Source organism: Ruegeria lacuscaerulensis (assembly GCF_013034685.1).
In the GTDB taxonomy this organism is placed as follows: domain Bacteria; phylum Pseudomonadota; class Alphaproteobacteria; order Rhodobacterales; family Rhodobacteraceae; genus Ruegeria; species Ruegeria lacuscaerulensis_B.
Genome location: NZ_WQGO01000001.1, coordinates 681,981 through 707,514, shown reverse-complemented (window position 1 = coordinate 707,514; position 25,534 = coordinate 681,981). Strand labels below are relative to the sequence as shown.

The window sequence follows — 25,534 nt, the reverse complement described above, 5'->3', positions numbered from 1 at the left end:
AGCCGCCCCGTGGGGCGGCTTTTTCTCGATCGGGGGCGCAAGATTGCGCCCCATACAATTGCGTGGTTGCAATCGGGATCACGCTGCCCTTAACAAGACGCCGGTTTCTGTAACAAGGTTTCACCTGACTATGCGCCGCACTTTGTTCCTGCTGATCTTCGGGCTTGCCGGTCTGGGCGTGCTGCTGTCGCTGGGCGTCTGGCAGGTGCAGCGTTTGGCCTGGAAAGAAGGCGTTCTGGCCGAGATCGACTCGCGCATAGCAGCAGATCCTGTGGACCTGCCGCCGAGCGTTTCCGAAGACACCGACAAATACCTGCCGGTGACAATCTCGGGCGATATGGAGCCGGGGGAGATCCACGTTCTGGTCTCGGTCAAGCAGGTCGGGGCGGGCTATCGGATCATCCAGTCTTTCAGCACCGAGGATCGGACTATTCTAGTGGATCGCGGCTTTGTGCCCACCACGGCGAAACTGGTCGAGCGACTGACCGGGCCAATGACCGTAACCGGCAGCCTGCATTGGCCGGATGAGATCGACAGCTACACGCCCGAACCCGATATTGACGAAAACATCTGGTTTGCCCGCGATGTGCCCAATCTGGCCGCCGCGCTTGGAGCCGAACCGATCCTGCTGATCGCGCGGTCGGAAACCGACCCCGGCATCACGCCTCTGCCGGTCGATACAGCGGGAATTCCAAACGATCATCTGCAATATGCAATCACATGGTTTGGTCTGGCTCTGGTCTGGGCCGCGATGACCGGTTATTTCCTGTGGCGCAACCGCGCCCCTGCACAGAGTGAAGAGCAATGAAATATATCTCGACCCGTGGCCAAGCGCCGGAACTGACCTTTGAAGAGGCGATGCTGACCGGCCTTGCCCGCGATGGCGGCCTGTATCTGCCCGCCGAGATTCCGGTGATGAGCCATGATGAGATCGCCGCTCTGGCCGGTCTGCCCTATGAAGAGATCGCGTTCCGTGTGATGTGGCCCTATGTCAGCGGCTCGTTCACCGAGCAGGAGTTCAAGGACATCATCGCCCGCGCCTATGAAGGCTTTGGCCATGACGCCCGCGCTCCGCTAAAGCAGCTGAACGAGAACCACTTCCTGCTGGAGCTGTTCCACGGGCCCACGCTGGCCTTCAAGGATTTTGCCATGCAGCTGATCGGCCAGCTGTTCCAGGTTGCGCTGAAGCGGCGCAATGATCGTGTGACCATCGTGGGTGCGACCAGTGGTGATACTGGCTCAGCCGCGATTGAGGCGTTCCGGGGGCTGGACGCGGTGGATGTGTTCATCCTGTTCCCCCATGGCCGTGTCTCTGAGGTGCAGCGCCGTCAGATGACGACGCCCGCCGACAGCAACGTGCATGCGCTGGCCGTGGATGGCGATTTTGACGATTGTCAGGCCGCGTTGAAAGATATGTTCAACGATTTCGACTTCCGCGACGGGGTGAAACTAGCCGGGGTGAACTCGATCAACTTTGCGCGGGTGCTGGCGCAGATCGTCTATTACTTCTCGTCGGCTGTCAGCTTGGGTGCTCCGCATCGCAAGGTCAGCTTTACGGTGCCCACCGGCAACTTTGGCGACATCTTCGCGGGCTACCTGGCCAAGCGCATGGGCCTGCCTATTGACCGTCTGGTGGTGGCGACCAACCAGAACGACATTCTGCATCGCTGTCTGTCGGGCGAGGGGTATTTCAAGGGCGACACCATTCCTTCGATCAGCCCGTCGATGGACATTCAGGTCAGCTCGAACTTTGAACGGGCGCTTTACTATGCATATGGCGAGGATGGCAGCGCCGTGGCGCAGTTGATGGATGAGTTGAAACGCGGGGGTTTCAACGTCAGTCAGGGCGCGATGGAGGCCCTGCGCGAAAGCTTCGACTCGGGACGTGTGTCCGAGGATGAAACGCTGACGACAATCAAACACACGCTGGCCCACAGTGCCGAACTGGTCTGCCCGCACACTGCCGTTGGAATTAAGGTCGCCGAAGAACAACGCGCCGTGGCGGTTCCGATGATCACTCTGGCCACCGCCCATCCGGCGAAATTCCCGGCAGCGGTCGAGAAGGCGAGCGGGGAACATCCGCCTCTTCCATCCCGCATGTCTGATCTGTATGAACGTCCGGAACGGGTGACGCGGATTGCCAATGATCTGGGTGCCCTTGAGGATCATATCAAAGGGCATATCGCCGAGTGACTGTCAGACAAGACCAGCTGAAGAACGGATTTCGGATCGTCAGTGAGAACATGCCGGGGCTGCAATCGGCGGCCATCGGCATCTGGGTGACCGCGGGTGCGCGGAACGAGCGAATCGAACAGAACGGCATCGCGCATTTCCTTGAGCACATGGCGTTCAAAGGAACCGAGCGACGTTCGGCTTTGCAAATCGCCGAGGCGATCGAGGATGTGGGCGGCTATATCAACGCCTACACCTCGCGCGAGGTGACGGCCTATTATGCGCGCGTTCTGAAAGATGACGTAGCGCTGGCGATGGACGTGATCGGCGACATCGTTCTGAACCCCATCTTCGACCCGCGCGAGATCGAGGTCGAACGCGGCGTGATCCTACAAGAGATCGGTCAGGCCTATGACACGCCGGACGATGTGATTTTCGACTGGTTGCAAGAACAGAGCTATCACGACCAACCTCTGGGCCGTACCATTCTGGGGCCGTCCGAACGGGTCAGCGCGTTTTCGCGCGAGGACTTGTCGGGTTTTGTGGCAGAACACTATGGCCCTGAGCAGATGATCCTATCTGCGGCAGGGGCCGTGGATCATGACGCGCTGATGAAAATGGCCGAAGAGATGTTTGGCCATCTTCAACCGCGCAAAGGGTTGATTGCAGAAGCCGCGAAGTTCACCGGCGGCGAAGCGCGACAGGAGAAAGAGCTGGAACAGGCGCATTTTGCGCTGGCGTTGGAAAGCCCCGGCTACCGTGATGATGCGATCTATACCGCGCAGATTTACTCGACCGCTTTGGGTGGGGGTATGTCCTCGCGCTTGTTCCAAGAGGTGCGCGAGACACGCGGGCTCTGCTATACGATCTTTGCGCAAACTGGGGCCTATGCGGATACCGGAACGACCACGATCTATGCGGGTACGTCAGCCGATCAGGTGGGCGAGCTGGCGACAATCACAATCGACGAGATGAAGCGCGCCGCCGAGGATATGAGCCCCGAAGAGGTCGCCCGTGCACGTGCGCAGATGAAGGCCGGAATGCTGATGGGGCTTGAAAGCCCCTCGAACCGGGCTGAGCGTCTGGCGCGGTTGGTGCAGATTTGGGGCCGGGTGCCCTCGCTTGAAGATACCGTGGCCAAGATTGATGCGGTCAGCACCGAGGACGTGCGTGCCTTTGCCGAAACCATGGCCGTGCAGGCACCGGCGGCGCTGGCGCTGTATGGTCCGGTCTCGGACGCGCCCACATTGGTGGAGTTGCAGGAGAGGCGTGCGGCGTGATGCTTCTGGGCCGACGCAAGCTGAAACTTGAGACAGCGCGCCTCAGCCTGCGCCCGCCGGTGCATTCCGATTTCAACGACTGGGCGGCGCTGCGGCGGGCCTCGAAAGAATTTCTCACCCCGTGGGAGCCGATCTGGGCCAAGGACCACCTAAGCCGCAAGTCTTTTACCAACCGGGTTTATTGGGCGCAGCGCTCGGTCGCGAGCGGGACGGCGATACCGCTGTTTCTGTTTCGACGCGAAGATGACCGGCTGGTCGGCGCGATCACGCTGGACAATATTCGACGCGGCCCGGCGCAGGCGGGAACATTGGGGTATTGGACCGGGCAGGCCTATGCGCGAAATGGCTATATGCGCGAAGCGATCGGGGCCGTGGTGCATCATGCCTTTACGCGCTTGGATCTGAGCCGGATCGAGGCGGCGTGTTTGCCCGAAAACAAGCCCTCGCGCGGGTTGCTGGAGCGGTCAGCCTTCAAATATGAGGGCGTGGCGCAATCCTATTTGCAGATCAATGGACGGTGGCGGACGCATGTTCTGTATGCCTGCCTGCGGTCGGACCGTCGCGGCAAGACCGACGCGGGCTAGGGGGCTCTGCCCCAGTCGCGGCAAACCGCGCCTCCCCCGAGGTATTCTTGAACAGAAGAACAAGGGGCATGACTTGCGGCGCATCTGCGCTAGTATCGGGTTATGCGCTGGGTGGTTGCGATATTGTTGGTGATTTCGGGTGGGGCTGCGGCGCAGGAGCGGCGGCCAAGCCATTGTATTGCTATAGCGGATGCAGCGCCTGGAATTGAGTATGTTCACAAAGCCGCCTGGACGGACCCGGTGCCGGAGTTTTCGGTTCGGATCAGCTATGTCGCCCATGCTTCGTTTCTGATCCAGACGCAGGGCGGGTTGAATGCGGTGACGGATTTCACAGGGTTCATCGGAAGTGCCGATCTGATCCCGGATGTGGTCACGATGAACCATGCTCATAGCACCCATTGGACGGCGCATCCCGACCCGGCGATTCCGCATGTCTTGCCCGGTTGGGGGGAGTTCGGGCAGGGGATCGAGCATAATCTGGATTTGGGTGAGATGCTGGTGCGCAATGTCTCGACCGACATTCGTTCGGTCTATGGCGGGGTTGAGGAGCGCGGAAACTCTATCTTTGTTTTCGAAATCGAGGGGCTGTGCATTGGCCATCTGGGGCATTTGCATCATGTCCCGTCGGACGAACAATTCGCAGCCTTGGGGCGGCTGGACGTGGTCATGGCCGCGGTAGATGGGGGCACGACCATGCCTCTGCCCGAGATGATTGAGGTGCTGAAGCGGTTGAAAAGCTCGGTCATTATTCCGATGCATTGGTTTTCGGGCTTTTCGCTGGATCGGTTTCTGGTCGATATCCGGGATGAGTTCCCGGTTGAGCGGGATGGTATCTCGGAATTGACTGTGTCGCTGCGCACATTGCCGGATCGGCCGACGGTGGTGGTGCTGGAGCCGCAATACTTGATTGAGCTTGAATAGGGCTTGTCGGGTCCGGCGGAGTTGGGCAAGGAATGCCTATGACATTGAATCCTGCTGACGAAACCTTTGCTCAATCCCTCCGCGACACTCTGGGCGATGGTGTTTTGCGTGTGCCCGAGCCGCGATATGCAGAGGAGCCGCGCCGCAGATTTTCAGGACAGGTCGGTCTTGTCGCGGCCCCGCGACAAACGGAAGACGTCGCGGCGTTGATACGGTTGGCGTCCGCGGCGTCGGTACCGGTTGTGCCTTATGGGGGCGGAACCGGCCTGGTCGGTGGGCAGGTGATGCCTGATGGGCCTGCGCCGTTGTTGATCTCGTTGGAGCGGATGACAGCTATCCGGGCGGTTTATCCGACCGAGAATATTCTGATTGCCGAGGCCGGGGCCGTTCTGGCTGATATTCAAGCAGCTGCCCGGCAAGCAAACCGCTTGTTTCCTCTGTCTCTGGCTGCGGAAGGGTCGTGCCGGATTGGCGGCAACCTTGCGACCAATGCGGGTGGGGTCAACGTCCTGCGCTATGGCAATGCACGCGATCTGTGCCTGGGGCTTGAGGCGGTTCTGCCCAATGGGGAGATCTGGCATGGGCTTAGCCGGTTGCGGAAGGACAATACCGGTTATGACCTGCGCAATTTGCTGATCGGGTCTGAAGGAACGTTGGGGATCATCACCGCGGCGTCGCTTAAGCTGTCGCCGTGTCCTGCTGGGGTTGGAACGGCGATAGTGCAGGTCCCGTCGCCCGAAGCCGCCATTGATTTGTTGGCCCTTGCGCGGGATCAGTTGGGGGACGGTGTCAGCACGTTCGAGCTGATCCACAGGCAGGGGCTGCACTTTCTGTCCGAGGTGCTGCCGGATATACGTCAGCCGTTTGCATCCCCGCCGGAATGGTCCGTATTGATCGAGATTGGATTGTTCGGCGATACCGCGCCTCAAGAGGCACTTGAGACGCTCTATTCAGCGGCTGAGGCAAGGGGTTTGGTCCGGGATGCCGTGATCGCGCAAAGCGAAGCGCAGCGGGCTGATCTTTGGGCTGTGCGCGAGCGAATCCCCGAGGCGAACCGGCTGATCGGCTCAGTTTCGAGCCATGATATCTCCGTGCCGATCTCGGAAATCCCCGCGTTTATCCGACAGGGGGCAGAGGTTGTTGCCATGTTGGGGCCGTTTCGCATCAACTGTTTCGGTCATCTGGGGGACGGCAATCTTCACTACAACGTGTTTCCGCCGGCAGGGCGTAGTCGATCTGATTTCGATGTGCAGCGGGCCCCGATCAAGCGTGCCATCCACGATCTTGTGCACAAGTTCGGTGGATCGGTTAGCGCAGAGCATGGGATTGGACGGCTGAAGACAGATGATCTGGAACGCTATGCCGATCCGGCCAAGCTGGCTGCAATGCGGGCGATCAAGTCTGCGCTCGATCCCAAGGGGATCATGAACCCCGGGGCTGTTTTGTCGGTATAAGTGCGGCCCGGGTATCCCCGAGCCGCGCGCCGTTTTACGAGGATGGCAGGATCACTTTGTCGATAACGTGGATCACGCCATTCGTCGTTTCGATATCGGCCTGAACGACTGAGGCGTCATTTACCATCACGCCGTTGTCCAGATCGATTGTCACGTCGCCGCCTTGCACGGTCGCAGCCTTCATATCGTCGGACAGATCACCCGACATCACTTTGCCCGGTACCACGTGATAGGTCAGAACAGCGACCAGTTGATCTTTATTTTCGGGCTTGAGCAGAGTCTCAACGGTCCCCTCAGGCAGGGCTGCGAAGGCTTCGTCAGTCGGGGCGAAGACCGTAAATGGACCTTCACCTTTCAAAGTATCCACCAACTCGGCGGCCTGAACAGCAGCGACCAGAGTTTCAAAGCTGCCCGCGCCGACAGCGGTATCCACGATGTCTTTCTTGGCTCCGGCGAAAGCAGCGGTGGCGATCAGGGCGCCGGACACGCCGGCAATTGCGAATTTGCGAAACATGATAAAAGGTTCCCTTGTTGGGATGCCCTTGGTGGCATCAACAGGGGTACGCGCGCTATTCAAAACAGGATCACTGAATATGTTGATGACTTTAACTTGAAGCCGCCAAACTCTGCGCTAAGCCAGCGTAGAACGAATTTTCAACTCACAGCTTTGTGATCAGTTTGCAGTCAGAGACCTTCGAATTCGCACAGGACATGCACATCCATGTCCATCTCCTCCAGCAATTTGCGACCGCCAAGGTCGGGTAGGTCGATGATGAACGCGCAAGAGATGATCTCACCGCCCAATCTCTCGATCAGTTTGATCCCGGCGGCAGCTGTGCCCCCGGTGGCCAGCAGATCATCGACCACCAGGATTTTTTCGCCGGGCTGGATCGCGTCGTCGTGGATCTCAACGATAGCCTCACCATATTCCAACTTGTAGTCTTGGCTGATCGTTGTGCCGGGTAGCTTGCCCTTTTTGCGGATCGGGACGAACCCGACACTCAGTTGGTGGGCAATCGCGCCGCCCAGAATGAAGCCGCGGGCCTCAAGTCCCACAACCTTGTCAATCCGCTCGCCTGCATAAGGGTGTAGCATCTGATCAATCGCCATGCGAAACCCGCGCGGGTCGGCGAACAGCGTTGTCACGTCCCGGAACATGATCCCTTCATGGGGAAAATCGACGATGGTTCGGATGTAATCCTTGACCGTTTTGTTTCTGGACATGGAAGGACCCCTTTGGCGTCAAAACACGCTGGGCTGTTTGGCCCATTGGGGTCGGTCATGCAAGGATTGATTGCGAGTGTTTATTTATGACGTCCCGCAAGAATAGTCGGGAAGCTTTTATAGCGATACAGCGCCGAGGGCAGCCAAGCTAGGTGAGGTTTGCGCCAGTTGCGCTGGTCTTGCAAAAGAAATGCCTGAGCAGCATGAAGGTTCATTGCCATATTCCTTATTTATTGTTAGGTGCTCGATAACTACAATTTCTATGCGATGTATATACAATGCATCTCGGGAAGAATCAAGACTTTGTCAGGGATGTACAGCGTGGCCAAGAAAGACGGTAAGGGTTCTACCAAGAAAAACAGTCAGTTGGTCCTGCGTCTGGACAAGGATGAGCGGGACGCTTTTGTCGAACTGTGCAAAGAGTTGGACACTTCGGCCGCCCGCGAAATTCGGCGATTCATACGCGGCTTCATGAAGGAAAACGCCGAAGACTAGGCTGGACGGCGCAAAACCGCAGTCGCGACACCCATTCCGATCAGGGCCAGCCCTCCGAACCGGGTCATGGCAGTGATTACGCCCGCTCGTCCGATCATCACCCGCAGCCGATCCGCCAGCAGCGCATAGGCTAGCGCGTTCAGCCAAGCGAGTCCGACGAATGTGGCGATCAGGATGATAAATTGCGGGCCCAGAGGGTCCGAGGGGCGCAGGAATTGCGGCACGAAAGCAATGAAAAAGGCAATGGATTTCGGGTTTAGCGCCGTCACGGCTGCGGCGTGGCCGAACACGCTGCGGGCGGTGACGTCCCGGCTGGTCTCGACGGTGCTCAACCCACCGGATGGGGCGCTGCGCAGCAATTTGATGCCAAGCCAGATCAGATAGGCTGCCCCCACCCATTTCAGGACCGAAAACAAGGTGGCCGAGGCCAGCACCAGCGCGCCTAAGCCCAGCAAAGACGCGGTCATGGCGATAAGATCTCCGACGGCAACGCCCGTGGCCGAGGCGACGGCAACGCTGCGTCCTTTGGACAGCGCATAGCTTAGCACTAACAGGACGGTCGGTCCGGGGATCAGCAACAGTGCAGTCGAGGCAGCCACAAAGGCCAGCCAGAGATCAAGGGACATGGGGGCTCCTGTCAGAATAGTTCCGCCAGAAAGCCCTGCGATACCGAGAAGGTCAAGCCGCGCGTGGCTGAGTTATGCGACGCATCAGGCCCTCAAGCGGTCCACGCGTGAACCAACGCGACCAAAGCAGGCCAGCAAGTGAAGAAAGTACGCAAAAGCCCAGCGCATAGAAGACAATCTGAACGGGGGAGAGAGAGCCGTCCAGCAGACCTGCCTCCTCAAGCGCGCCGATACCGATCAGGATATGCGCGACATACAGTGTCAGGCTGATCCGCCCCGGCGCTGTCAAAGCTGGTGCGACGCCTAAGCGTTTGAGCTTTGGCCACAGTTTCAGCAGTAGCCCGATCACCATGCAGGCCGATCCGGTTCCGGCGAGGATATAGAATGGTCCGGGCGGGATGGATTCGGTGCCCAGGTAAGTGACCAGGTCAGGGTCTGTGACCAGCATTGAAGGAAACATCGCAAGCACGGCTGCGCCAAACCCCCACATGATCAGGCGGTGTTGGATACAGATCGTGTGGAGTTCTGACCGCCCAATTGCCATGCCAATCAGCAGGAACGCCGCCCATGGCAAAACCGGATGCCAGCCGTTGAAGACCGCGTTGCGCAGAAAACCGGGTAAGGTCCAGAGGTCGTTATACGTCAGGGTCGCCCAGTTCCATCCATTGCTATAGTCGAAGGTCAGATTGGCCAGTACAGCCAACCCGACGATACCCAGAGCGCCCAACCAAAGGCTTCGCGCCGAGGCGGTCAAAAACGCTGCGCCGACCACAAAATACAATGCGTAGAAATGCAGGATGTCGGCGCCAAACACGTTCATGTTGATCAGCCCCAATCCAAAAAGGAACAAAGCACGCCGCAGCAGTAGAGGGGCCGCGATGTGTGACAGGCTGATGCCGATCCCGGCCAGGATCACGAACAAGGCCGCTGCACGCCCCTCCAGCGCATCGACCAGAGCCGTCGCCCAGCCGCCATCTGGCGCAACCTGCGCCGCGATCCGGAAATTCACCAACACCATACCGCAGAACGCCAAAAACCGGGCTGCGTCCAGTGCCTCTAACCTTTTCATGCTTGTCCTCATCGTTGTCGCCTGCGGTTCTGCTGGGTCTTTGTGGCGCAAGTGCGGCTGCACTCTGTAAACAAATCGCGAGCGGCTGCGCCTGTTTTCAACCTTGACCCTATCCAACCCGCGCACAGGGCGGTATTTCCGCAACAGTCTGAAGATTGCATTAAACCGCGCGGTCACGCCTTGAAACACAGGGTAGGGTTCCCAGTCTATGAACAGGCAGATTTCAACCGGGAGGAGGCCTATGGCACAGGTGCAAACGGATCATCCGCACAACACGGGGCATGTACTCACAAGCGCGCGGCACAAAAGGGCGCTGATCCTGTTGGTTGCGATCTGTGCTGCTGTCTATGCCACGATCCTTGGGTATATGTACGCCAACCAACAATCGCTGTTGTTCAAACCGGGCGAGACGCTACCTGCGCCGGCTACGGTCGGTCTGGCGGATGTCGAGGTGCTTGCACTGCCCATGGCCGATGGTACCCAGCTGGCTGTCTGGACGGCTCCTCCGGCCACCGAAGGCGCGCCTACAGTGCTGTTTTTCCATGGTCAATCCGGCAGTCTGGGGGATCGCGCGGATCGGATGCGTGAAATCCTCAACAGTGGTTTCGGCCTGTTCGCCCCCAGCTATCGCGGCTTTCCGGGTAGTGAGGGCACGCCCTCTGAACCAGCGCTGATCGGCGATGGGATCCAGATGTATGACCGCCTTGCTGCCGAAGGTCACACGGTCGTTCTGTATGGGCAAAGCCTTGGAACCGGCGTTGCCGCCGCCGTGGCCGCGCAGCGCCCTGATGCACGTCTCTTGGTGTTGGAGGCACCGTTCACCGCAACGGTCGATGTCGCCGCTGAACGCTATCCGTTCCTGCCGGTCTCAGCCCTTATGAAGGACCAGTTCGCAACCCGCGACCTGATTGATCAAATCACTGTGCCAACGCTGATCTTCCACGGCACGGCGGACACGACCATCCCGGTTCATCACGGGCAGGCTCTGGCCGAAATGGCCGGAGACAACGCGCAGCTTTTCATCATTCCCGACGGTATGCACAACGACCTCTGGTCCCACGGCCTATGGGATCAGGTGCAACAGGCGCTGATCAATTAGCGGTCAAAGGATCCGCCCGGCCACCGCATCCAGTTTGGCCAGCAGGGCCGGGTCACGTTTTTCCGGTGCGGTCAGAATGGCGTATTCCAGCGCTCGGTCACATCCATGCGGGCAGGGGGCGCGGTCTGCCCCCAAAAGCGCGGGCAACCCTTTGACCAGGGTCCGGCCTTTTTCCGCATTACCGGTCAGGGTGGCGATGATGGCGGTGACGTCAACCTCGCCGTGGTCAGGGTGCCAACTGTCGTAATCCGTGACCATCGCGATTGAGGCGTAGCACAGCTCGGCCTCGCGGGCGAGTTTCGCCTCGGGCATGTTTGTCATGCCGATCACGTCACAGCCCCAGTGTTCGCGGTACATTTTGGATTCCGCCAGCGATGAGAATTGCGGGCCTTCCATCGCCAGATAGGTGCCACCCCGGTGGATTTTGATCCCGGCGGCCTTGCCTGCGGTTTCACACGCATCCGACAGGCGAGGACAAGTGGGATGGGCCACGCTGACATGCGCCACGCAACCGGTGCCGAAAAAGCTTTTCTCGCGCGCAAAGGTCCGGTCGATGAACTGATCGACGATCACGAAGTCCCCCGGTGCCATTTGATCGCGAAACGACCCGCAGGCAGAGACCGAGATCACATCGGTGACACCCAGCCGTTTCAACGCGTCGATATTGGCGCGATAGGGTACTTCGGTCGGGGAATGCACATGGCCGCGCCCATGGCGAGGCAGGAACGCCATTGCAATACCGTCCAATGCCCCGGTCAGAATCTGGTCCGAGGGATCGCCCCAAGGCGTTTCAACAGTGACCCATTCTGCATTTTCCAACCCGTCAATGTCGTAAATGCCTGATCCGCCGATGACGGCAATCTTGGTCTGGGTCACGTGCTTTCTCCGAGTTGTTGTGCGAGTTGAAGGATTTGTGCGCCGAGCGACGACGGCTGACAAGGGGCAATGCGGCTTATTGTGACGTCAACAGACTGCGCGCCTGCGCCTGTTGTTGGAAATCCGCCCAAGCGGCGCTGAATTCCTGCAATGGCCATGTTAGGTCCTGTGCCTGCCCATGCCTGTCGCGGAATTCGAACCGATAGGCCTCGCCCTTCAGCATGGCTTCAACGATCTCATCCGCACCGACGCCGTCAAACGTGCAGCTCAACCCGGTCAGACATCCAGGTCTGCGCGTGCGCCAAACCGCTCCGTCCTTTCCATCGATCCGAAAGCCGGATGGCCGGAACAACGTGCCGGGCTCGATACCGAACTCGATCTCCACGCCATCCGGGGCAGGGGTGATAAAGATGAACTGTGCTCCAAATTTCGGGCGCAGCGAAAACACCTCGGCCCGGCGAATGTAACAGCGTTGCTTGAGCGCCCCGTATTCCTCGCGCTCATCGCAGATGGAATTCCAGACCCCGTAGGTTTCATAATGGGTCACACGCCAGTTACTGGCAGTGTCATTGCCCTGCAAATCCTGCGCCAAGGCAGCAATAGGGGTCAGAAGAAACAAGATCAGCCATCGCATGGCGCAAAGGTGTGCCCCCGGTGTGGCAGGTTCAACTCACGACTTTGTGAGACAACGGCTATGCGTCCTGTGCATAGCAGCCTCCCGCCTGATGCGGTGGCTCAGAGGGCGGATGACAGGTAGAAGGCCCCTTTCGCGCGCAGATCAACCGACAGGACATTCCATGCCCCGAGCCATGCTGGCAAGCTTTGCCAACCGTATCGCCAAACCCGACCTGCGTTGGGTGCCGGATGAAGGGCTGACACCGTCCCGTCTGCGGATCGAGTTGCTGTCTGGTCTTACCGTTGCCCTTGCGCTGGTGCCCGAAGCGGTGGCATTTGCTTTCGTCGCGGGCGTGCATCCGTTGGTTGGCCTCTATGCTGCCTTCATGGTTGGCCTGATCACGGCGCTGATCGGCGGGCGCCCGGGCATGATCTCGGGTGCGACCGGGGCCTTGGCGGTTGTGATGGTGGCGCTGGTGGCGGAACATGGCGTGGAATACCTGTTTGCGACCGTGGTTCTGATGGGCATTCTGCAAGTGATCGCCGGGGCCATGCATTGGGGCCGGTTTATCCGCTTGGTGCCGCATCCGGTGATGTTGGGCTTTGTAAACGGGCTGGCAATCGTGATCTTTCTGGCGCAGCTTGGGCAGTTCAAGGTTCCGGGCACAATGGAGAACACCGGCCACGGCATGGGCGGAGGTGAGTGGCTCTCGGGTCTGCAGCTTTACACCATGCTGGGCCTGGTCGCGCTGACCATGGCGGTGATTTGGGTCATGCCGCGCATCACGCGTGTTGTTCCGGCCCCTCTGGCCGGGATTGTCGTTGTTGCCGCGCTGGTGATCGGCTTTGGCCTGGATGTACCGCGCGTAGGCGATCTGGCCTCGATCGAAGGCGGCCTGCCGCCTTTCCACATTCCGATGGTGCCGCTGACCTGGGAAACCATTGAAATCATCCTGCCCTACGCCGTCATTCTGGCCGCCATCGGCCTGATTGAATCGCTGCTGACCCTGAATCTTGTGGGTGAAATCACGGGCAAACGGGGCGGAGCGTCACAGGAATGCATCGCGCAAGGCGTGTCCAACGTCGCAACCGGTTTCTTCGGTGGCATGGGTGGCTGTGCTATGATCGGCCAGTCGATGATCAACGTGAAATCCGGTGGCCGCACCCGCATCGCCGGGATCGCCGCCGCGCTTTTCCTGCTGATCTTCATCCTGTTCGCGTCCCCGCTGATCGAGCAGATTCCGCTGGCTGCGCTGGTCGGCGTTATGTTCATGGTGGTGATCGGTACCTTTGCTTGGAACTCGTTCAACATCATGCGCAAAGTACCCCTGATGGATGCGTTCGTCATCGTGCTGGTGACGGTTGTGACGGTGATGGAGGACCTTGCGATCGCCGTCGTCGTTGGCGTCATCGTCTCGGCTCTGGCCTATGCCTGGAACAACGCCAAGCGCATCCATGCGATTACGCGGGATTCTGAAACAGAAAAAGGCGCGAAAGTCTACGAAATCCAAGGCCCTCTGTTCTTTGGTTCTTCTGACGGATTTGTCGAACTTTTCGATGTCCCGAATGATCCCGAGACCGTCATAGTGGATTTCGCCGAAAGCCGTGTGGTCGATCAATCTGCCCTTCAGGCGATCGAAAACATCGCCGGCAAATACGAAGCGGCCGGTAAACGCGTGATGCTGCGCCATCTGAGTCGAGATTGCCACAAGCTGCTGAACAAAGCCGGTCACCTTATGGTCGATAGCGACGATGACCCTGATTATGAAATCGCGGTCGATTATTCAGTTCGCACCGGCATTCTGGGCGGTCACTGAGGATTTAGCGAGGCTCCGCCTCGCGCTCCGGGATATTTGGGGCCAGATGAACGGAGGATCCCCTGCTTCATCTGGCTATAAATATCCCGGGGGAGTCGCCGAATAGGCGGCGGGGGCAGCGCCCCCTATACGCTCAGTCATCCGGGCGGTTGAGTGAGAATAGTTCAGTAACTACCGAATAGTCGCGGTATCCGAGCCGCGCCAGTGGCTGAAACGCCGTGACGTCGAACTTGCCATCCTTCAAACAGTCATCGCGCAGGTGGACACCGGTGACTTCGCCGAAAACAACGCGGTTCGCCGCGCCGGGCAGTGTGACGATCTGGGTCAGCTTGCATTCCAGGGCGGCGGGCGCGTCCTGAACCCTAGCACATGGGATCGTCTCGCACTCCACTGCAGTCAAACCTGCGTGGCCGAATTCATCCACATGTTTTGGCAACCCGGCAGAGCTGGCGTTCATCGCATCACGATGTGCATGGGCGACAACGTTGACGCAGAAAACGCCTGTTGCTTCGATATTGGCGAGACTGTCTTTGCCGCCGTCTTGGTCGGGTTTCGTCCCGGTCGTGGCAAACATCACCTGTGGCGGTGTATACGCGACCCCGTTGAAGAAGGAGTACGGCGCCAGATTGTTGATCCCATCGCCGTCGCGGGAAGAGATCCAGCCAATCGGGCGCGGGGTTATGATGGCGTTGAAAGGGTTATGCGGCAGGCCGTGGCCGTCTTCGGGGCGATAGAACATATGAACTCCAAGCGTTTGCCCAAGGCGTAACGAAGTGCTAGGGCGAATTCCAGCAAGGAAAAGAGGGCAGGGGTGCAGCAATTCACGATCAAGCCGGAGGACCCGGACGATTGGTGGGAGGTCGAGGCTTTGTACGACCTGTGCTTTGCGCCTGGGCGCGAGGCGCTGTCCTCGTACCGGTTGCGCGATGATGTTCCGCCGGTTGAGGGCTTGTCTCTAGTGGCCCGAGATGGTGAGGGCATTTTGGCGGGGGCGATCCGGTTCTGGCCCGTTCATGTGGGGACCTTCGATGCGTTGTTGCTGGGGCCGGTGGCCGTGCACCCCACCCATCAGGGGGAGGGCTTGGGCGGTTTCCTCATACACGAGGGCTTGCAGGCAGGTCTTACCAGAGGATGGGAGCGGGTGATGCTGGTGGGCGATGCACCTTATTACAGTCGTTTCGGCTTCGCCCGCCTGACCGGAGTTGAGATGCCGCCGCCCACCAATCCCCAACGGGTTCTGGGGGCTGAGCTAACCTTGGGCGCATGGACGGGTGTCGCTGGTCCTGTAACGCGTTGGGACCGATGAACTATTGAAAAAACGGGGCATAGTGCCGATCTTTTTAGGACAGGAGGGCACGCATGCAGAACGTTGTTCTTGTCGAAAAACTGGATGCCGAGGCAGAGTTGGACCGGTTGGCCGGGTACTACCGCTCGGCGGGTGGGCCGGGTGTTCGGTTGCTCAACAGTCTGGGCGGATCTGCGGAAACCCTGCTGGATCAACTGCCCCCGTCACTGCGAGAGGCGTTGACCGGAGCAACCGAGCAGGCGCTTTGGGTGGCCATGCATGCCGCCGAAGGGTCGCGCAGGGCGGTGCCGGATCAACGACCTTGGGTGAATACGGCTGTGACCACGGCCATGGGCGCAGCAGGCGGTGTGGGCGGAGTGTCGACCTCTTTGGTGGAATTGCCCGCAACGACCACGATGCTGTTGCGCGCCATACAAGGTGCTGCGGCACGAGAAGGGTTTGACCCATCGGAAGACGGTGTGAAATTCGATTGTGTGCAGGTTCTGTCCGCGGCGGGTCCGCTGTCCTTCGACGATGGTGCGGATTTCGGGTTTTTTTCAGCTCGGATGACGTTGACCGGACCGGCCCTTCAAAAGCTGATCGCCACCGTCGCGCCGAAACTGGCGGTGGTGCTGGGGCAAAAACTCGCCGCGCAATCCGTACCTGTTTTGGGGGCGCTTGCCGGGGGTGGGACGAACTATGTCTACACTCGCTATTACCAGCGTATCGCCCGCGTGCATTTCGGTTTGCGCCGATTGGCCAGTGATGCCGATATCCCGCATGACGATCTTGTGCGAAAACTGGCCGCACGCATGTGACGCTTGGTGGAGTTCGCCAAGTATGGTAGTGGTTCTGCGACGACCCTCTAAATAAGTACAAAAACTAAAGCTTTGGGCGTCGCAGGTGTTGAAAGGGGCACAGGGCATGAGCAGGCTATGGCGGTATCAACCGCCGGACTCGGACAGGATTCCGGTTCGACAACAATCCGCCGCATTGTGTTACCGTTTACGTGCGGGCGCCCCCGAAGTTTTGCTGATCACAACTCGTAAGTCGGGCCGCTGGATCATTCCCAAGGGCGGATTGATCAAGGGGATGTCCTCGTTCGAGGCAGCGCAGCAGGAAGCCTGGGAAGAAGCGGGCGTGCGTGGGGTCTGTTCGGCTGAGATGATCGGGCGTTACACACACATAAAACAACGGCGCAAAAAAGGAGCGGTCCTTTGCCTGGTGGATGTGTTTCCGCTGATGGTAATGTCCTTATCGGAGCGCTATCCCGAATGCGATGATCGTGAGCGCGTATGGTTTTCGATACGGGCGGCAGCGGCGCGGGTGGATCAGCCTGAACTCGCCCAAATGTTACGGCAGGTGGCAACGCAGTCGCATTGATCTGCAGACTAGGGCTTGTCATTGTTTTGATGGTCAGTATCTATTCGGCAATCGCAATCTGGACCGATCATGATTCAATACGCCTTGAAATGCAGCCAGGGCCACGCGTTTGACAGTTGGTTCCAATCGGCCGCCGCTTACGACAAGCTTGCCGGGGCAGGCATGGTGGTCTGTGCCATCTGTGGCGACGCTTGCGTTGAAAAGGCGATCATGACACCGCGTGTGCGCCCATCCCGCAAGGTCGTGGCGCGAAGCGAGACACCTGCCAAGGAAGAAAACCCGGTCGAGATGTCGGTTCCACCCGCCGAGCTTGAGAAGGCGCTGTCCGAGTTGCGGCGCAAGGTCGAGGAAAACTCGGACTACGTGGGTAAGGATTTCGCGTCCGAAGCACGCAAGATGCATCTGGGTGATGCCCCAGAACGGGCGATCTATGGTGAAGCCAAACCCGAAGATGCCAAGGCCCTGATCGAGGATGGCGTTCCCGTCGCGCCCTTGCCCTTTATTCCCAGCCGCAAGAGCAACTGATCCTAAGTTTACCGAGGGGCTAACGCCGCCGCGGGGATTTCGTAGACCTCGCCGGGGTCAACGAAGATCACCATGACGTTTCCCTGCGTCTCATAGCTGAGGCGCGCGGCGGAATCGGTGGATTCTGGGATGCCGTCGGCGAAATAGATGTTGCGTACCTCGCCATTGCCCATGCCAACTGCCAGAGTTATCCGTCCATCGTCGCGATGGCGCAGCTCGGCGTTGCAGCTGCGCAGCGGTTCGCCCGCATTGGTGGCACAGGGTACGGTTCCAAGCGCGTTCTGCCCATCTGTTGCGGCAAGCGAGGCTTGCTGAGCCAAAGCGGGTGTGGACAACAAGACAAAAGCAAGGGCTAAGCGGGGCATGGGGAACCTCATCACAAATGGAATAGGGCCAAGCTGACACCGTGGTGGAGGGATGTAAAGCACCCGTTAGACCGCAGTGGAAAAGGTTTTGAACACTTGCCCTTGCGGGCCCCCTGACATAAGACGCTCGGGATCTGAATTCCAAGGCGCGGAGACACCAGCCCCCATGCCCGTACTCGTGATGAAATTCGGCGGCACATCTGTCGCCAACCTGGACCGCATCCGCCGCGCTGCGAAACGTATCGGCGTCGAGGTGGCAAAGGGCTATGACGTCATTGTCATCGTCTCGGCCATGTCCGGTAAAACCAATGAGTTGGTAGGCTGGGTGAACGAAACCTCTCCGCTGTTTGATGCGCGCGAATATGATGCGGTTGTGTCCTCGGGCGAGAATGTGACCGCCGGCTTGATGGCGCTGACGCTTCAGGAAATGGATATCCCCGCCCGCAGCTGGCAGGGCTGGCAGGTGCCGCTGATGACCACCAGCGCCCACAGCCAGGCCCGGATCGAGGAAATCCCGACCGAGAACCTGAACCAGAAATTCGGCGAAGGCATGCGCGTTGCCGTCGTCGCCGGGTTCCAGGGCATCAGCCCCGAAGGCCGCATCACCACGCTGGGTCGCGGTGGATCGGACACGACGGCGGTGGCCTTTGCCGCAGCTTTTGGTGCGGAGCGCTGCGACATCTATACGGATGTGGACGGCGTCTATACCACCGACCCGCGCATCTGTGAAAAGGCGCGCAAGCTGGACAAGATTTCGTTCGAGGAAATGCTCGAATTGGCCTCGCTGGGGGCCAAGGTGCTGCAAACCCGCTCGGTCGAGCTGGCGATGCGCTACAAGGTGAAACTGCGCGTTCTCTCAAGTTTCGAAGAACAATCCGACGAGGCCGGTACGCTGGTCGTCGATGAGGAGGATATCATGGAATCCAATGTTGTGGCCGGTGTGGCCTATTCCCGCGACGAAGCCAAAATGACCGTCGTGTCCGTGGCAGACCGCCCCGGCATCGCCTCGATCATCTTTACCGCGCTCAGCGATGAGGGCGTAAATGTGGACATGATCGTGCAGAACATCTCGGATGAGGGGCGCACGGACATGACCTTCTCGTGCCCGACCGATCAGGTGGCACGCGCCGAGAAAGCGCTGTTGGCGATCAAGGACGCGGGCGAGTTGAACTATGCCGAACTGGTCGCCGACGAAGACGTCTGCAAGGTTTCGGTGGTTGGCATCGGCATGCGGTCGCAATCGGGTGTTGCGGCCAAGATGTTCAAAATTCTCTCGGATGAGGGGATCAACATCAAGGTCATCACAACCTCCGAGATTAAAATTTCCGTCCTTGTGGACAGGAAATACATGGAACTTGCGGTTCAGGCACTGCATGATGCCTTTGAACTGGACAAGGCGGCCTGAGCGTTTCAGCCAAAGGTCTTGCCTGACGCACTAATTTGGGTGGGCCATGGCGGACGGTACCGAAACTGAATCCCGCAAGCTGCTTGGGCGGCTGCGCGAAGAGATGGCGAGCGAGGCCGCCGGTCAGGAACGTCTTGACCGGATCACCCACCTGATCGCCGATAGTATCCGGGCCGAAGTGTGCTCGATTTATCTGTTTCGCGATGAAGACACATTGGAGCTCTGCGCGACCGAGGGGTTGTCACCCGAGGCTGTTCATAAGACCCGAATGCGCATGGGTGAGGGGCTTGTGGGTCGTGTAGCTAAGTTCGGCAAAATCGTGAACACACCGAATGCGCCTGCCGCCAAGGGTTTCCGTTATATGCCTGAAACCGGGGAAGAGAGATTCTCGTCTTTCCTGGGTGTGCCGATCCAACGTCTGGGTGAAAAACTTGGTGTTCTGGTGGTCCAATCCCGCGACGCGCGGGAATACTCGGCGGACGAGGTCTATGCGCTGGAAGTAGTCGCCATGGTGCTGGCCGAGATGACCGAACTGGGTGCCTTTGTGGGTGAGGGTGCGGCTCTGTCGCCACGACACCAGCAATCGGTACAGCTGAGCGGCGGCCCGGCGCAGGAAGGCTCGGCCGAGGGCCATGTCTGGTTGCACGAGCCGCGCGTGGTGGTCACCAACCCCATTGCCGAAGACCCTCATCGCGAACGTGAGCGGCTGACCGAGGCCGTCGATGAATTGCGGGTCGGCGTCGACAAGATGCTCGAGATATCAAAAGATGGCGATACCGAGCAGTTGCAGGTGCTGGAAGCCTACCGGATGTTCGCGAATTCCAAGGGCTGGATGCGCCGGATGGAGGAAGACATCGCTCGCGGCTTGAGCGCCGAGGCGGCTGTCGAAAAGGAGCAATCGCAGGCCCGGGTGCGGATGGGGCAAGTAACGGATCCCTACCTGCGCGAACGTTTGGCTGATCTGGACGACCTCAGCAACCGTCTGCTGCGTATTCTCACCGGGCAAGGCAACACCAATGGCGCGGATTTGCCGCCTGACCCGATCCTGATCGCTCGGAATATCGGGCCCGGAGACTTGCTGGAATATGGCAGGTCGCTGAAAGGGATTGTGCTGGAAGAAGGCTCGGTCGGAAGCCACGCAACGATTGTGGCGCGGGCCTTGGCGATTCCGCTGGTTGTGCATGTGGGCCGAATTACGACCGAGGCGTTGAACGGGGATCACATCCTTGTCGACGGTGACAACGGTAGCGTCCATCTGCGCCCCGAAGATTCCGTCGTCACTGCCTTCCGCGACAAGATCGCCATGCAGGCGCAGGCGCAAGAGAGATATGCCTCGATCCGCGAAACGCCTTGCGTGACCCGTGATGGCGAGCGGATTAATCTGGTGATGAATGCGGGTCTGATGGCGGATTTGCCCTCGCTGGGCAATTCGGGGGCCGAGGGCGTAGGCCTGTTTCGGACCGAGTTGCAATTCCTGATCCGCAATCAGATGCCGAAACGGTCCGAGCTTGTGACGCAGTATCAGCGGGTTCTGGACGCGGCGGGCGAAAAGCGCGTGGTGTTCCGTACGCTGGACATCGGTTCGGACAAGGTTCTGCCCTACATGAAACACGTGGAAGAACCCAACCCCGCGCTGGGTTGGCGCGCAATTCGGGTAGGGCTGGACAAGCGCGGCGTGATGCGGATGCAGTTGCAGGCGTTAATCCGGGCTGCCAATGGTCGCCCGTTGACCATTATGTTCCCCTTCGTGGCGCAGGCCGAAGAATTCCGCGAGGCCCGCTGGGAGGTCAATAAAACCATCGAGCGTGAAAAGCGGCTCGGCCATGTCCTGCCAGAAACGCTCGAAGTTGGGGCGATGCTGGAAACGCCTTCGCTGGGTTTCTCGCCGCAGAAATTCTTTGATGAGGTGGATTTTGTCTCGATCGGGGGCAATGACCTGAAACAGTTCTTCTTTGCCGCTGACCGCGAGAATGAACTGGTGCGCCGCCGCTATGATACGCTGAATGTCAGCTTCCTCAGCTTCATTGAGCGCATCGTCGAGCGCTGCAATATCTCGAACACGCCACTGTCGTTCTGCGGTGAGGATGCCGGTCGCCCTGTTGAAGCGCTTTGTCTTGCTGCGATGGGCATCCGGTCGCTGTCGATGCGGCCTGCCTCGATCGGGCCGGTGAAAAGCGTTCTGCTACGGGCTGATCTGCAGTCTCTGCGCAAGATCATCGCAGATGCGCGGCACCGGGGCGAACAATCCGTGCGCCCCGCTGTCATGGAGTGGCTGCGCAATCAGGGCTGAGCGGGCAGGGGTTTTGAAACTAATTTCAAATCCGGTGTTGATTTATGCGTCGGATTTCATTAATTCGGCGGTGAATGTTAGCGATAACATAACTGGTAAACCCAGTGAGTTCTGAAGGAGCCTGTCGATGGTTTCACGCGTAATCCCGGTTAATCCCTTCGATCTGGTGCTGTTTGGCGCGACCGGAGATCTGGCGCAGCGCAAGATCCTGCCCGGCCTGTATCATCGCTTCCAGGTCGGCCAGATGCCGCCCGAGGCCCGGGTGATCGGCACCGCGCGCTCGGATATCGACAGCGCCGCGTTCCGAGATCAGGTCCGCGCGTCGATGAAGGAATTCGCGCCGGAGTTCAAAAAGGATGTGCTGGATCGGTTTCTGGCACAGGTCGAATATGTCTCGGTGGATGCACTGGGGAACAAAGGCTGGCCAGAGCTAGCCAAAATGCTGCGCCCGGACGTGGTGCGCGCCTTTTACCTGTCGGTCGGTCCCAGCCTGTTTTCCGGGATAGCACAACGCCTGAACGACCACGGCGTGGCAACGCCTGACAGCCGGATCGTCGTGGAAAAGCCGTTCGGGCACGATCTGGCCTCGGCCAAGGCGCTAAACGAAGGGCTGCGCGGCTGTTTCGAGGAACATCAGATTTACCGTATCGACCATTATTTGGGCAAGGAAACGGTGCAGAACCTGATGGCCTTGCGCTTTGCCAATTCCCTGTTCGAGCCGCTGTGGAACGCCACTCATGTCGACCACGTTCAGATCACCGTCGCTGAAACCGTCGGGGTCGAAGGGCGCGGGGCCTACTACGACCAATCCGGCGCGATGCGGGATATGATCCAGAACCATCTGGTACAACTTCTGTGTCTGACGGCGATGGAGCCTCCGTCGAAATTCGCGCCCAACGCGGTGCGCGATGAAAAGGTGAAAGTGATCGAAGCGTTAGAACCGGTCGACGCAAGGGATATCGCCCGAGGTCAGTACCGTACCGACAAGGGTGGCGACGGCTATCTGGACCATGTAGGAGATCCGGCCAGCCGCACCGAAAGCTACATTGCGCTCAAGGCGCATATTGGCAACTGGCGCTGGGCCGGGGTGCCGTTTTATCTGCGCACGGGCAAGCGCCTGCGAGCCCGTGAATCCGAGATTGCGGTTTTCTTCCGCGACCCGCCGCATACGATTTTCCCGAATGTTGGCCCTCTGCATGGCAACGTGCTGGTGATCCGCCTTCAACCGGACGAAGGCATTACCCTGCGCACCACGATCAAAGACCCCGGCCCGGGCGGCTTCCGTCTGTCTGATGTGGCGCTGGATATGAGCTTTGCCGAGGCGCTGGGCGCAGATGCGCGGGCGCAGGACGCCTATGAGCGACTGGTCATGGACGTCATTCGCGGCGATCAGACTCTGTTCATGCGCGGGGATGAGGCCGAGGCCGCCTGGGCCTGGGTCGATCCTATTATTAACGGCTGGGAACAGCGTGGTGACCGGCCCGCCAAATACGATCAGGGCAGTTCCGGCCCTGAAGAGGCCCTGATGCTGATGCATCGGGACGGACGCCGCTGGCGTCAGATCGGAGGGTAATCATGGTTCATTCCGTCATCACCGACGTCACTCAGCGCATTATCACGCGCAGCGCCGATCTGCGGGACCCGCATCTTGAACGGATGGAGCAGGCCAAATCCAAAGGCCCCGCTCGCGCGCACCTGTCCTGCAGTGGACAGGCCCATGCCTATGCCGGTGCGGGCGAGGATCAGCAGTCCATGGCCACCGGCACGGCAGGCAATCTGGGCATCGTCACCGCCTATAACGACATGCTTTCGGCCCACCAGCCGTTCGAACGCTACCCCGCCCTGATCCGCGATGCGATCCGCGCGGCAGGTGGAACAGCGCAGGTCGCGGGCGGCGTGCCTGCGATGTGCGATGGCGTCACGCAGGGCGAGGCGGGGATGGAGCTGTCTTTGTTCTCGCGCGATGTGATCGCGCTGGCGACCGGCGTGGCCCTCAGTCACAACACCTATGACGCTGCCGTTTTCCTAGGCGTCTGCGACAAGATCGTCCCCGGCCTGATCATTGGGGCGCAGGCGTTTGGCCATCTGCCCGCCGTCTTCCTACCCGCCGGTCCTATGACCAGCGGCCTGCCAAACGACGAAAAGGCCAAGGTCCGCCAGAAATTCGCCGCCGGAGAAGTCGGCCGCGACGAGTTGATGAAGGCCGAAATGGCCGCCTATCATGGCCCTGGCACCTGTACCTTCTACGGTACTGCCAACACCAACCAGATGCTGATGGAGTTCATGGGCCTGCACCTGCCGGGCTCTAGCTTCGTCAACCCCAACACCCCCCTGCGTGATGCGCTGACCGAGGAAGGCGCGCGCCGCGCCCTGTCGCTCAGCGCGCTGGGCAACCACTATACGCCCGTATGCCAGATCCTCGACGAACGCGCTTTTGTGAACGGGATTGTCGGCTTGATGGCTACGGGGGGCTCCACCAACCTGCTGATCCACCTGATCGCCATGGCGCGGGCAGGGGGTATCGTGTTGGATTGGGAGGATTTCTCTGACATTTCCGCCGTGGTGCCTCTGGTCGCGCGGGTCTATCCCAACGGTCTGGCCGATGTGAACCATTTCCATGCTGCGGGCGGGCTGGGCTATTGTATCGGCACTTTGCTGGAAGACGGGCTCCTGCACCCCGATACGCTGACAGTCGCAGGGCAGGGGCTGCATAACTACACCAAGGAACCTAAGCTGAAAGGTGGCGACTTGGTCTGGGAAGAAGGTGCAGGGCATAGCCTGAACGACAAGATTCTCCGCCCGGCCAGCGACCCGTTCCAACCCACCGGTGGCCTGTCACGCCTGACCGGCAATCTGGGAACGGGCGTCATGAAGGTCTCGGCCGTTGCCCCCGAACATCAGGTGGTCGAGGCCCCGGTTCGCGTGTTCCACGACCAAGACGCGGTCAAAGCCGCCTTCAAGGCCGGAGAGTTCACTGACGACACCATCGTCGTCGTTCGCTTTCAGGGTCCAAAGGCAAACGGGATGCCCGAGCTGCATTCTCTGACGCCCATGCTGTCGATCCTGCAGGGACGAGGCCAAAAGGTCGCGCTGGTCACCGATGGCCGCATGTCGGGCGCTTCCGGCAAGGTCCCCGCTGCGATCCATGTGGTTCCCGAGGCGCTGGACAGTGGTCCCATTGCCTGCCTGCAAGACGGCGATATCCTGCGGGTCGACGCAGTAAAAGGCGATTTGGAGATCCTGACGCCCGGCGTGCTGGATCGTAGACCCGCCACCGCCGACCTCAGCGCCAATCAGCACGGCGTGGGGCGCGACCTGTTCGGAGCCTTCCGCCAGAATGTCGGGTCCGCTGACACTGGCGCCAGCATTTTCGGAGTGTAAACCATGTCCAAAACCCAACGCACCCGCGAGATTTGCGCACTGGCCCCAATCGTGCCGGTTCTGGTCGTCGATGACGCGGCTCAAGCACGGCCTCTGGCCGAGGCTTTGGTCGCAGGAGGCCTCCCCGCGCTTGAGGTCACCCTGCGCACGCCTTCGGCGCTCAGCGCAATTCGTGCCATGGCGCAGGTGCCCGGTGGTGTGGTCGGCGCGGGAACACTGATCACCCCCGAAGACGTCCGCGCCGCGAAAGAGGCGGGTGCGCAGTTTGGTGTCTCACCGGGTGCAACCGACGCTTTGATCGCCGCCTGTGAGGCCGAGGGCTTGCCCTTGCTGCCGGGTGCGGCGACTGCCTCTGAGGCGATGCGCCTGTTTGAGCAGGGCTATGACATGCTGAAATTCTTCCCGGCCGAAGCGTCCGGTGGTGCCCCCGCGCTCAAAGCGATCGGCGCGCCGCTGCCGCAAATCACATTCTGCCCAACGGGTGGTGTGTCGCCGTCAAATGCACGCGATTACCTGTCTTTGTCGAATGTTGTTTGCGCAGGCGGTAGCTGGGTCGCGCCCAAACAGATGGTCATGGACGGCGACTGGACCGGCATCGAAAAACTTGCACGTGAGGCGTCGCAGCTGATGGATTGACGCCGCGCGGGACGTCACTAAATTGGGCGTCA

26 protein-coding genes are annotated in these 25,534 nt (G+C 59.8%); 18 read left to right on the top strand and 8 right to left on the bottom strand.

Annotation, left to right across the window (positions count from 1 at the left end):
- Positions 1 to 130 precede the first annotated feature (130 nt).
- The 6 genes from GOV80_RS03505 (at position 131) to GOV80_RS03480 (ending at position 6,411) form a co-directional block, all read left to right on the top strand.
- Positions 131 to 808, top strand: a complete 678-nt coding sequence (locus tag GOV80_RS03505; RefSeq protein WP_170782860.1) for an SURF1 family protein — start codon at positions 131 to 133, stop codon at positions 806 to 808.
- Complete coding sequence (thrC, locus tag GOV80_RS03500; RefSeq protein ID WP_170782859.1) at positions 805 to 2,193, top strand: threonine synthase; 1,389 nt, start codon at positions 805 to 807, stop codon at positions 2,191 to 2,193. The genes GOV80_RS03505 and thrC overlap by 4 nt, the downstream gene beginning before the upstream one ends.
- Complete coding sequence (locus GOV80_RS03495; RefSeq protein WP_170782858.1) at positions 2,190 to 3,452, top strand: insulinase family protein; 1,263 nt, start codon at positions 2,190 to 2,192, stop codon at positions 3,450 to 3,452. Before thrC ends, GOV80_RS03495 begins: the two co-directional genes overlap by 4 nt.
- Entirely contained in the window at positions 3,452 to 4,036 is a 585-nt protein-coding gene (locus tag GOV80_RS03490) for a GNAT family N-acetyltransferase (RefSeq protein ID WP_170782857.1), read from the top strand. Before GOV80_RS03495 ends, GOV80_RS03490 begins: the two co-directional genes overlap by 1 nt.
- Positions 4,037 to 4,138: 102 nt before the next feature.
- On the top strand, positions 4,139 to 4,957 hold the full coding sequence (locus GOV80_RS03485; protein WP_170782856.1) for an MBL fold metallo-hydrolase: 819 nt from the start codon (positions 4,139 to 4,141) through the stop codon (positions 4,955 to 4,957).
- Between the two features lie 38 nt (positions 4,958 to 4,995).
- A complete protein-coding gene (locus GOV80_RS03480) occupies positions 4,996 to 6,411 on the top strand; it encodes an FAD-binding oxidoreductase (RefSeq protein ID WP_170782855.1) in 1,416 nt (471 codons plus the stop codon).
- A gap of 34 nt (positions 6,412 to 6,445) precedes the next feature.
- On the opposite strand, the gene GOV80_RS03475 is transcribed toward GOV80_RS03480, so the two are convergent.
- Positions 6,446 to 6,925 carry a fasciclin domain-containing protein gene (locus GOV80_RS03475; RefSeq protein ID WP_170782854.1) on the bottom strand — a complete coding sequence of 160 codons (480 nt, stop codon included), beginning with the start codon at positions 6,923 to 6,925 and terminating at the stop codon, positions 6,446 to 6,448.
- Between the two features lie 170 nt (positions 6,926 to 7,095).
- Positions 7,096 to 7,635: an adenine phosphoribosyltransferase gene (locus GOV80_RS03470; RefSeq protein ID WP_170770004.1), complete on the bottom strand. Its 540-nt coding sequence runs from the start codon at positions 7,633 to 7,635 to the stop codon at positions 7,096 to 7,098.
- 321 nt (positions 7,636 to 7,956) lie between these two features.
- On the opposite strand from GOV80_RS03470, the gene GOV80_RS03465 reads away from it, so the two are divergent.
- Positions 7,957 to 8,130: a hypothetical protein gene (locus GOV80_RS03465; RefSeq protein WP_170354960.1), complete on the top strand. Its 174-nt coding sequence runs from the start codon at positions 7,957 to 7,959 to the stop codon at positions 8,128 to 8,130.
- On the opposite strand, the gene GOV80_RS03460 is transcribed toward GOV80_RS03465, so the two are convergent.
- Together GOV80_RS03460 and GOV80_RS03455 are read right to left on the bottom strand one after the other, a co-directional pair.
- Positions 8,127 to 8,756, bottom strand: coding sequence for a LysE family translocator (locus GOV80_RS03460; protein ID WP_170770006.1), 630 nt, complete (start codon positions 8,754 to 8,756; stop codon positions 8,127 to 8,129). The two genes, GOV80_RS03465 and GOV80_RS03460, sit on opposite strands and share 4 nt — an antisense overlap.
- A 52-nt stretch (positions 8,757 to 8,808) precedes the next feature.
- Entirely contained in the window at positions 8,809 to 9,825 is a 1,017-nt protein-coding gene (locus GOV80_RS03455; RefSeq protein WP_170782852.1) for a DUF418 domain-containing protein, read from the bottom strand.
- Positions 9,826 to 10,066: 241 nt separating this feature from the next.
- Here GOV80_RS03455 and GOV80_RS03450 point away from each other — a divergent pair, with 241 nt between their 5' ends.
- On the top strand, positions 10,067 to 10,924 hold the full coding sequence (locus GOV80_RS03450) for an alpha/beta hydrolase (protein WP_170782851.1): 858 nt from the start codon (positions 10,067 to 10,069) through the stop codon (positions 10,922 to 10,924).
- A 3-nt stretch (positions 10,925 to 10,927) separates the two neighbouring features.
- Here GOV80_RS03450 and GOV80_RS03445 read toward each other — a convergent pair whose 3' ends face one another.
- Positions 10,928 to 11,800: an S-methyl-5'-thioadenosine phosphorylase gene (locus GOV80_RS03445; RefSeq protein WP_170782850.1), complete on the bottom strand. Its 873-nt coding sequence runs from the start codon at positions 11,798 to 11,800 to the stop codon at positions 10,928 to 10,930.
- 76 nt (positions 11,801 to 11,876) lie between these two features.
- Positions 11,877 to 12,434, bottom strand: a complete 558-nt coding sequence (locus GOV80_RS03440; RefSeq protein ID WP_170782849.1) for a hypothetical protein — start codon at positions 12,432 to 12,434, stop codon at positions 11,877 to 11,879.
- A gap of 163 nt (positions 12,435 to 12,597) precedes the next feature.
- Here GOV80_RS03440 and GOV80_RS03435 point away from each other — a divergent pair, with 163 nt between their 5' ends.
- A complete protein-coding gene (locus GOV80_RS03435) occupies positions 12,598 to 14,232 on the top strand; it encodes a SulP family inorganic anion transporter (protein ID WP_170782848.1) in 1,635 nt (544 codons plus the stop codon).
- Between the two features lie 133 nt (positions 14,233 to 14,365).
- Here GOV80_RS03435 and GOV80_RS03430 read toward each other — a convergent pair whose 3' ends face one another.
- The gene (locus GOV80_RS03430; RefSeq protein WP_170782847.1) at positions 14,366 to 14,971 is read right to left on the bottom strand and encodes a flavin reductase family protein; all 606 of its coding nucleotides are present in this window, start codon (positions 14,969 to 14,971) and stop codon (positions 14,366 to 14,368) included.
- A gap of 72 nt (positions 14,972 to 15,043) precedes the next feature.
- Between GOV80_RS03430 and GOV80_RS03425 the strand changes: the two genes are divergently transcribed.
- The 4 genes from GOV80_RS03425 to GOV80_RS03410 all read left to right on the top strand — a co-directional run bounded on the left by GOV80_RS03425 (position 15,044) and on the right by GOV80_RS03410 (position 17,425).
- Positions 15,044 to 15,538: a GNAT family N-acetyltransferase gene (locus GOV80_RS03425; protein WP_170782846.1), complete on the top strand. Its 495-nt coding sequence runs from the start codon at positions 15,044 to 15,046 to the stop codon at positions 15,536 to 15,538.
- A 53-nt stretch (positions 15,539 to 15,591) separates the two neighbouring features.
- Positions 15,592 to 16,335, top strand: coding sequence for an EcsC family protein (locus tag GOV80_RS03420; RefSeq protein WP_170782845.1), 744 nt, complete (start codon positions 15,592 to 15,594; stop codon positions 16,333 to 16,335).
- A 106-nt stretch (positions 16,336 to 16,441) separates the two neighbouring features.
- Complete coding sequence (locus tag GOV80_RS03415; protein ID WP_170782844.1) at positions 16,442 to 16,900, top strand: NUDIX hydrolase; 459 nt, start codon at positions 16,442 to 16,444, stop codon at positions 16,898 to 16,900.
- Positions 16,901 to 16,969: 69 nt separating this feature from the next.
- Positions 16,970 to 17,425 (top strand): DUF1178 family protein, encoded by a 456-nt coding sequence (locus tag GOV80_RS03410; RefSeq protein WP_170782843.1) that lies wholly within the window; start codon positions 16,970 to 16,972, stop codon positions 17,423 to 17,425.
- 8 nt (positions 17,426 to 17,433) lie between these two features.
- Here GOV80_RS03410 and GOV80_RS03405 read toward each other — a convergent pair whose 3' ends face one another.
- Entirely contained in the window at positions 17,434 to 17,790 is a 357-nt protein-coding gene (locus tag GOV80_RS03405; protein ID WP_170782842.1) for a hypothetical protein, read from the bottom strand.
- Positions 17,791 to 17,956: 166 nt separating this feature from the next.
- On the opposite strand from GOV80_RS03405, the gene GOV80_RS03400 reads away from it, so the two are divergent.
- From GOV80_RS03400 to GOV80_RS03380, 5 genes are all read left to right on the top strand, one after another.
- Complete coding sequence (locus tag GOV80_RS03400; RefSeq protein WP_170782841.1) at positions 17,957 to 19,195, top strand: aspartate kinase; 1,239 nt, start codon at positions 17,957 to 17,959, stop codon at positions 19,193 to 19,195.
- A gap of 46 nt (positions 19,196 to 19,241) precedes the next feature.
- Complete coding sequence (gene ptsP / locus GOV80_RS03395) at positions 19,242 to 21,485, top strand: phosphoenolpyruvate--protein phosphotransferase (RefSeq protein ID WP_170782840.1); 2,244 nt, start codon at positions 19,242 to 19,244, stop codon at positions 21,483 to 21,485.
- 127 nt (positions 21,486 to 21,612) lie between these two features.
- Entirely contained in the window at positions 21,613 to 23,058 is a 1,446-nt protein-coding gene (zwf, locus tag GOV80_RS03390; RefSeq protein WP_170782839.1) for a glucose-6-phosphate dehydrogenase, read from the top strand.
- Positions 23,059 to 23,060: 2 nt separating this feature from the next.
- On the top strand, positions 23,061 to 24,866 hold the full coding sequence (gene edd / locus GOV80_RS03385) for a phosphogluconate dehydratase (protein ID WP_214647929.1): 1,806 nt from the start codon (positions 23,061 to 23,063) through the stop codon (positions 24,864 to 24,866).
- A 3-nt stretch (positions 24,867 to 24,869) separates the two neighbouring features.
- Complete coding sequence (locus GOV80_RS03380) at positions 24,870 to 25,502, top strand: bifunctional 4-hydroxy-2-oxoglutarate aldolase/2-dehydro-3-deoxy-phosphogluconate aldolase (protein WP_170782838.1); 633 nt, start codon at positions 24,870 to 24,872, stop codon at positions 25,500 to 25,502.
- The last annotated feature ends 32 nt before the right edge of the window (positions 25,503 to 25,534 follow it).

Bases quoted from the DNA above. Each gene is read 5' to 3' on its own strand.
- GOV80_RS03475 (WP_170782854.1), bottom strand. From the start codon at position 6,925: ATGTTTCGCAAATTCGCAATTGCCGGCGTGTCCGGCGCCCTGATCGCC.
- GOV80_RS03430 (WP_170782847.1), bottom strand. From the start codon at position 14,971: ATGTTCTATCGCCCCGAAGACGGCCACGGCCTGCCGCATAACCCTTTC.
- thrC (WP_170782859.1), top strand. From the start codon at position 805: ATGAAATATATCTCGACCCGTGGCCAAGCGCCGGAACTGACCTTTGAA.
- GOV80_RS03450 (WP_170782851.1), top strand. From the start codon at position 10,067: ATGGCACAGGTGCAAACGGATCATCCGCACAACACGGGGCATGTACTC.
- GOV80_RS03490 (WP_170782857.1), top strand. From the start codon at position 3,452: ATGCTTCTGGGCCGACGCAAGCTGAAACTTGAGACAGCGCGCCTCAGC.
- zwf (WP_170782839.1), top strand. From the start codon at position 21,613: ATGGTTTCACGCGTAATCCCGGTTAATCCCTTCGATCTGGTGCTGTTT.
- GOV80_RS03480 (WP_170782855.1), top strand. From the start codon at position 4,996: ATGACATTGAATCCTGCTGACGAAACCTTTGCTCAATCCCTCCGCGAC.
- GOV80_RS03400 (WP_170782841.1), top strand. From the start codon at position 17,957: ATGCCCGTACTCGTGATGAAATTCGGCGGCACATCTGTCGCCAACCTG.
- GOV80_RS03435 (WP_170782848.1), top strand. From the start codon at position 12,598: ATGCCCCGAGCCATGCTGGCAAGCTTTGCCAACCGTATCGCCAAACCC.
- GOV80_RS03470 (WP_170770004.1), bottom strand. From the start codon at position 7,635: ATGTCCAGAAACAAAACGGTCAAGGATTACATCCGAACCATCGTCGAT.
- GOV80_RS03485 (WP_170782856.1), top strand. From the start codon at position 4,139: ATGCGCTGGGTGGTTGCGATATTGTTGGTGATTTCGGGTGGGGCTGCG.
- GOV80_RS03405 (WP_170782842.1), bottom strand. From the start codon at position 17,790: ATGCCCCGCTTAGCCCTTGCTTTTGTCTTGTTGTCCACACCCGCTTTG.
- GOV80_RS03440 (WP_170782849.1), bottom strand. From the start codon at position 12,434: ATGCGATGGCTGATCTTGTTTCTTCTGACCCCTATTGCTGCCTTGGCG.
- GOV80_RS03455 (WP_170782852.1), bottom strand. From the start codon at position 9,825: ATGAAAAGGTTAGAGGCACTGGACGCAGCCCGGTTTTTGGCGTTCTGC.
- edd (WP_214647929.1), top strand. From the start codon at position 23,061: ATGGTTCATTCCGTCATCACCGACGTCACTCAGCGCATTATCACGCGC.
- GOV80_RS03420 (WP_170782845.1), top strand. From the start codon at position 15,592: ATGCAGAACGTTGTTCTTGTCGAAAAACTGGATGCCGAGGCAGAGTTG.
- GOV80_RS03415 (WP_170782844.1), top strand. From the start codon at position 16,442: ATGAGCAGGCTATGGCGGTATCAACCGCCGGACTCGGACAGGATTCCG.
- GOV80_RS03505 (WP_170782860.1), top strand. From the start codon at position 131: ATGCGCCGCACTTTGTTCCTGCTGATCTTCGGGCTTGCCGGTCTGGGC.
- ptsP (WP_170782840.1), top strand. From the start codon at position 19,242: ATGGCGGACGGTACCGAAACTGAATCCCGCAAGCTGCTTGGGCGGCTG.
- GOV80_RS03410 (WP_170782843.1), top strand. From the start codon at position 16,970: ATGATTCAATACGCCTTGAAATGCAGCCAGGGCCACGCGTTTGACAGT.
- GOV80_RS03380 (WP_170782838.1), top strand. From the start codon at position 24,870: ATGTCCAAAACCCAACGCACCCGCGAGATTTGCGCACTGGCCCCAATC.
- GOV80_RS03460 (WP_170770006.1), bottom strand. From the start codon at position 8,756: ATGTCCCTTGATCTCTGGCTGGCCTTTGTGGCTGCCTCGACTGCACTG.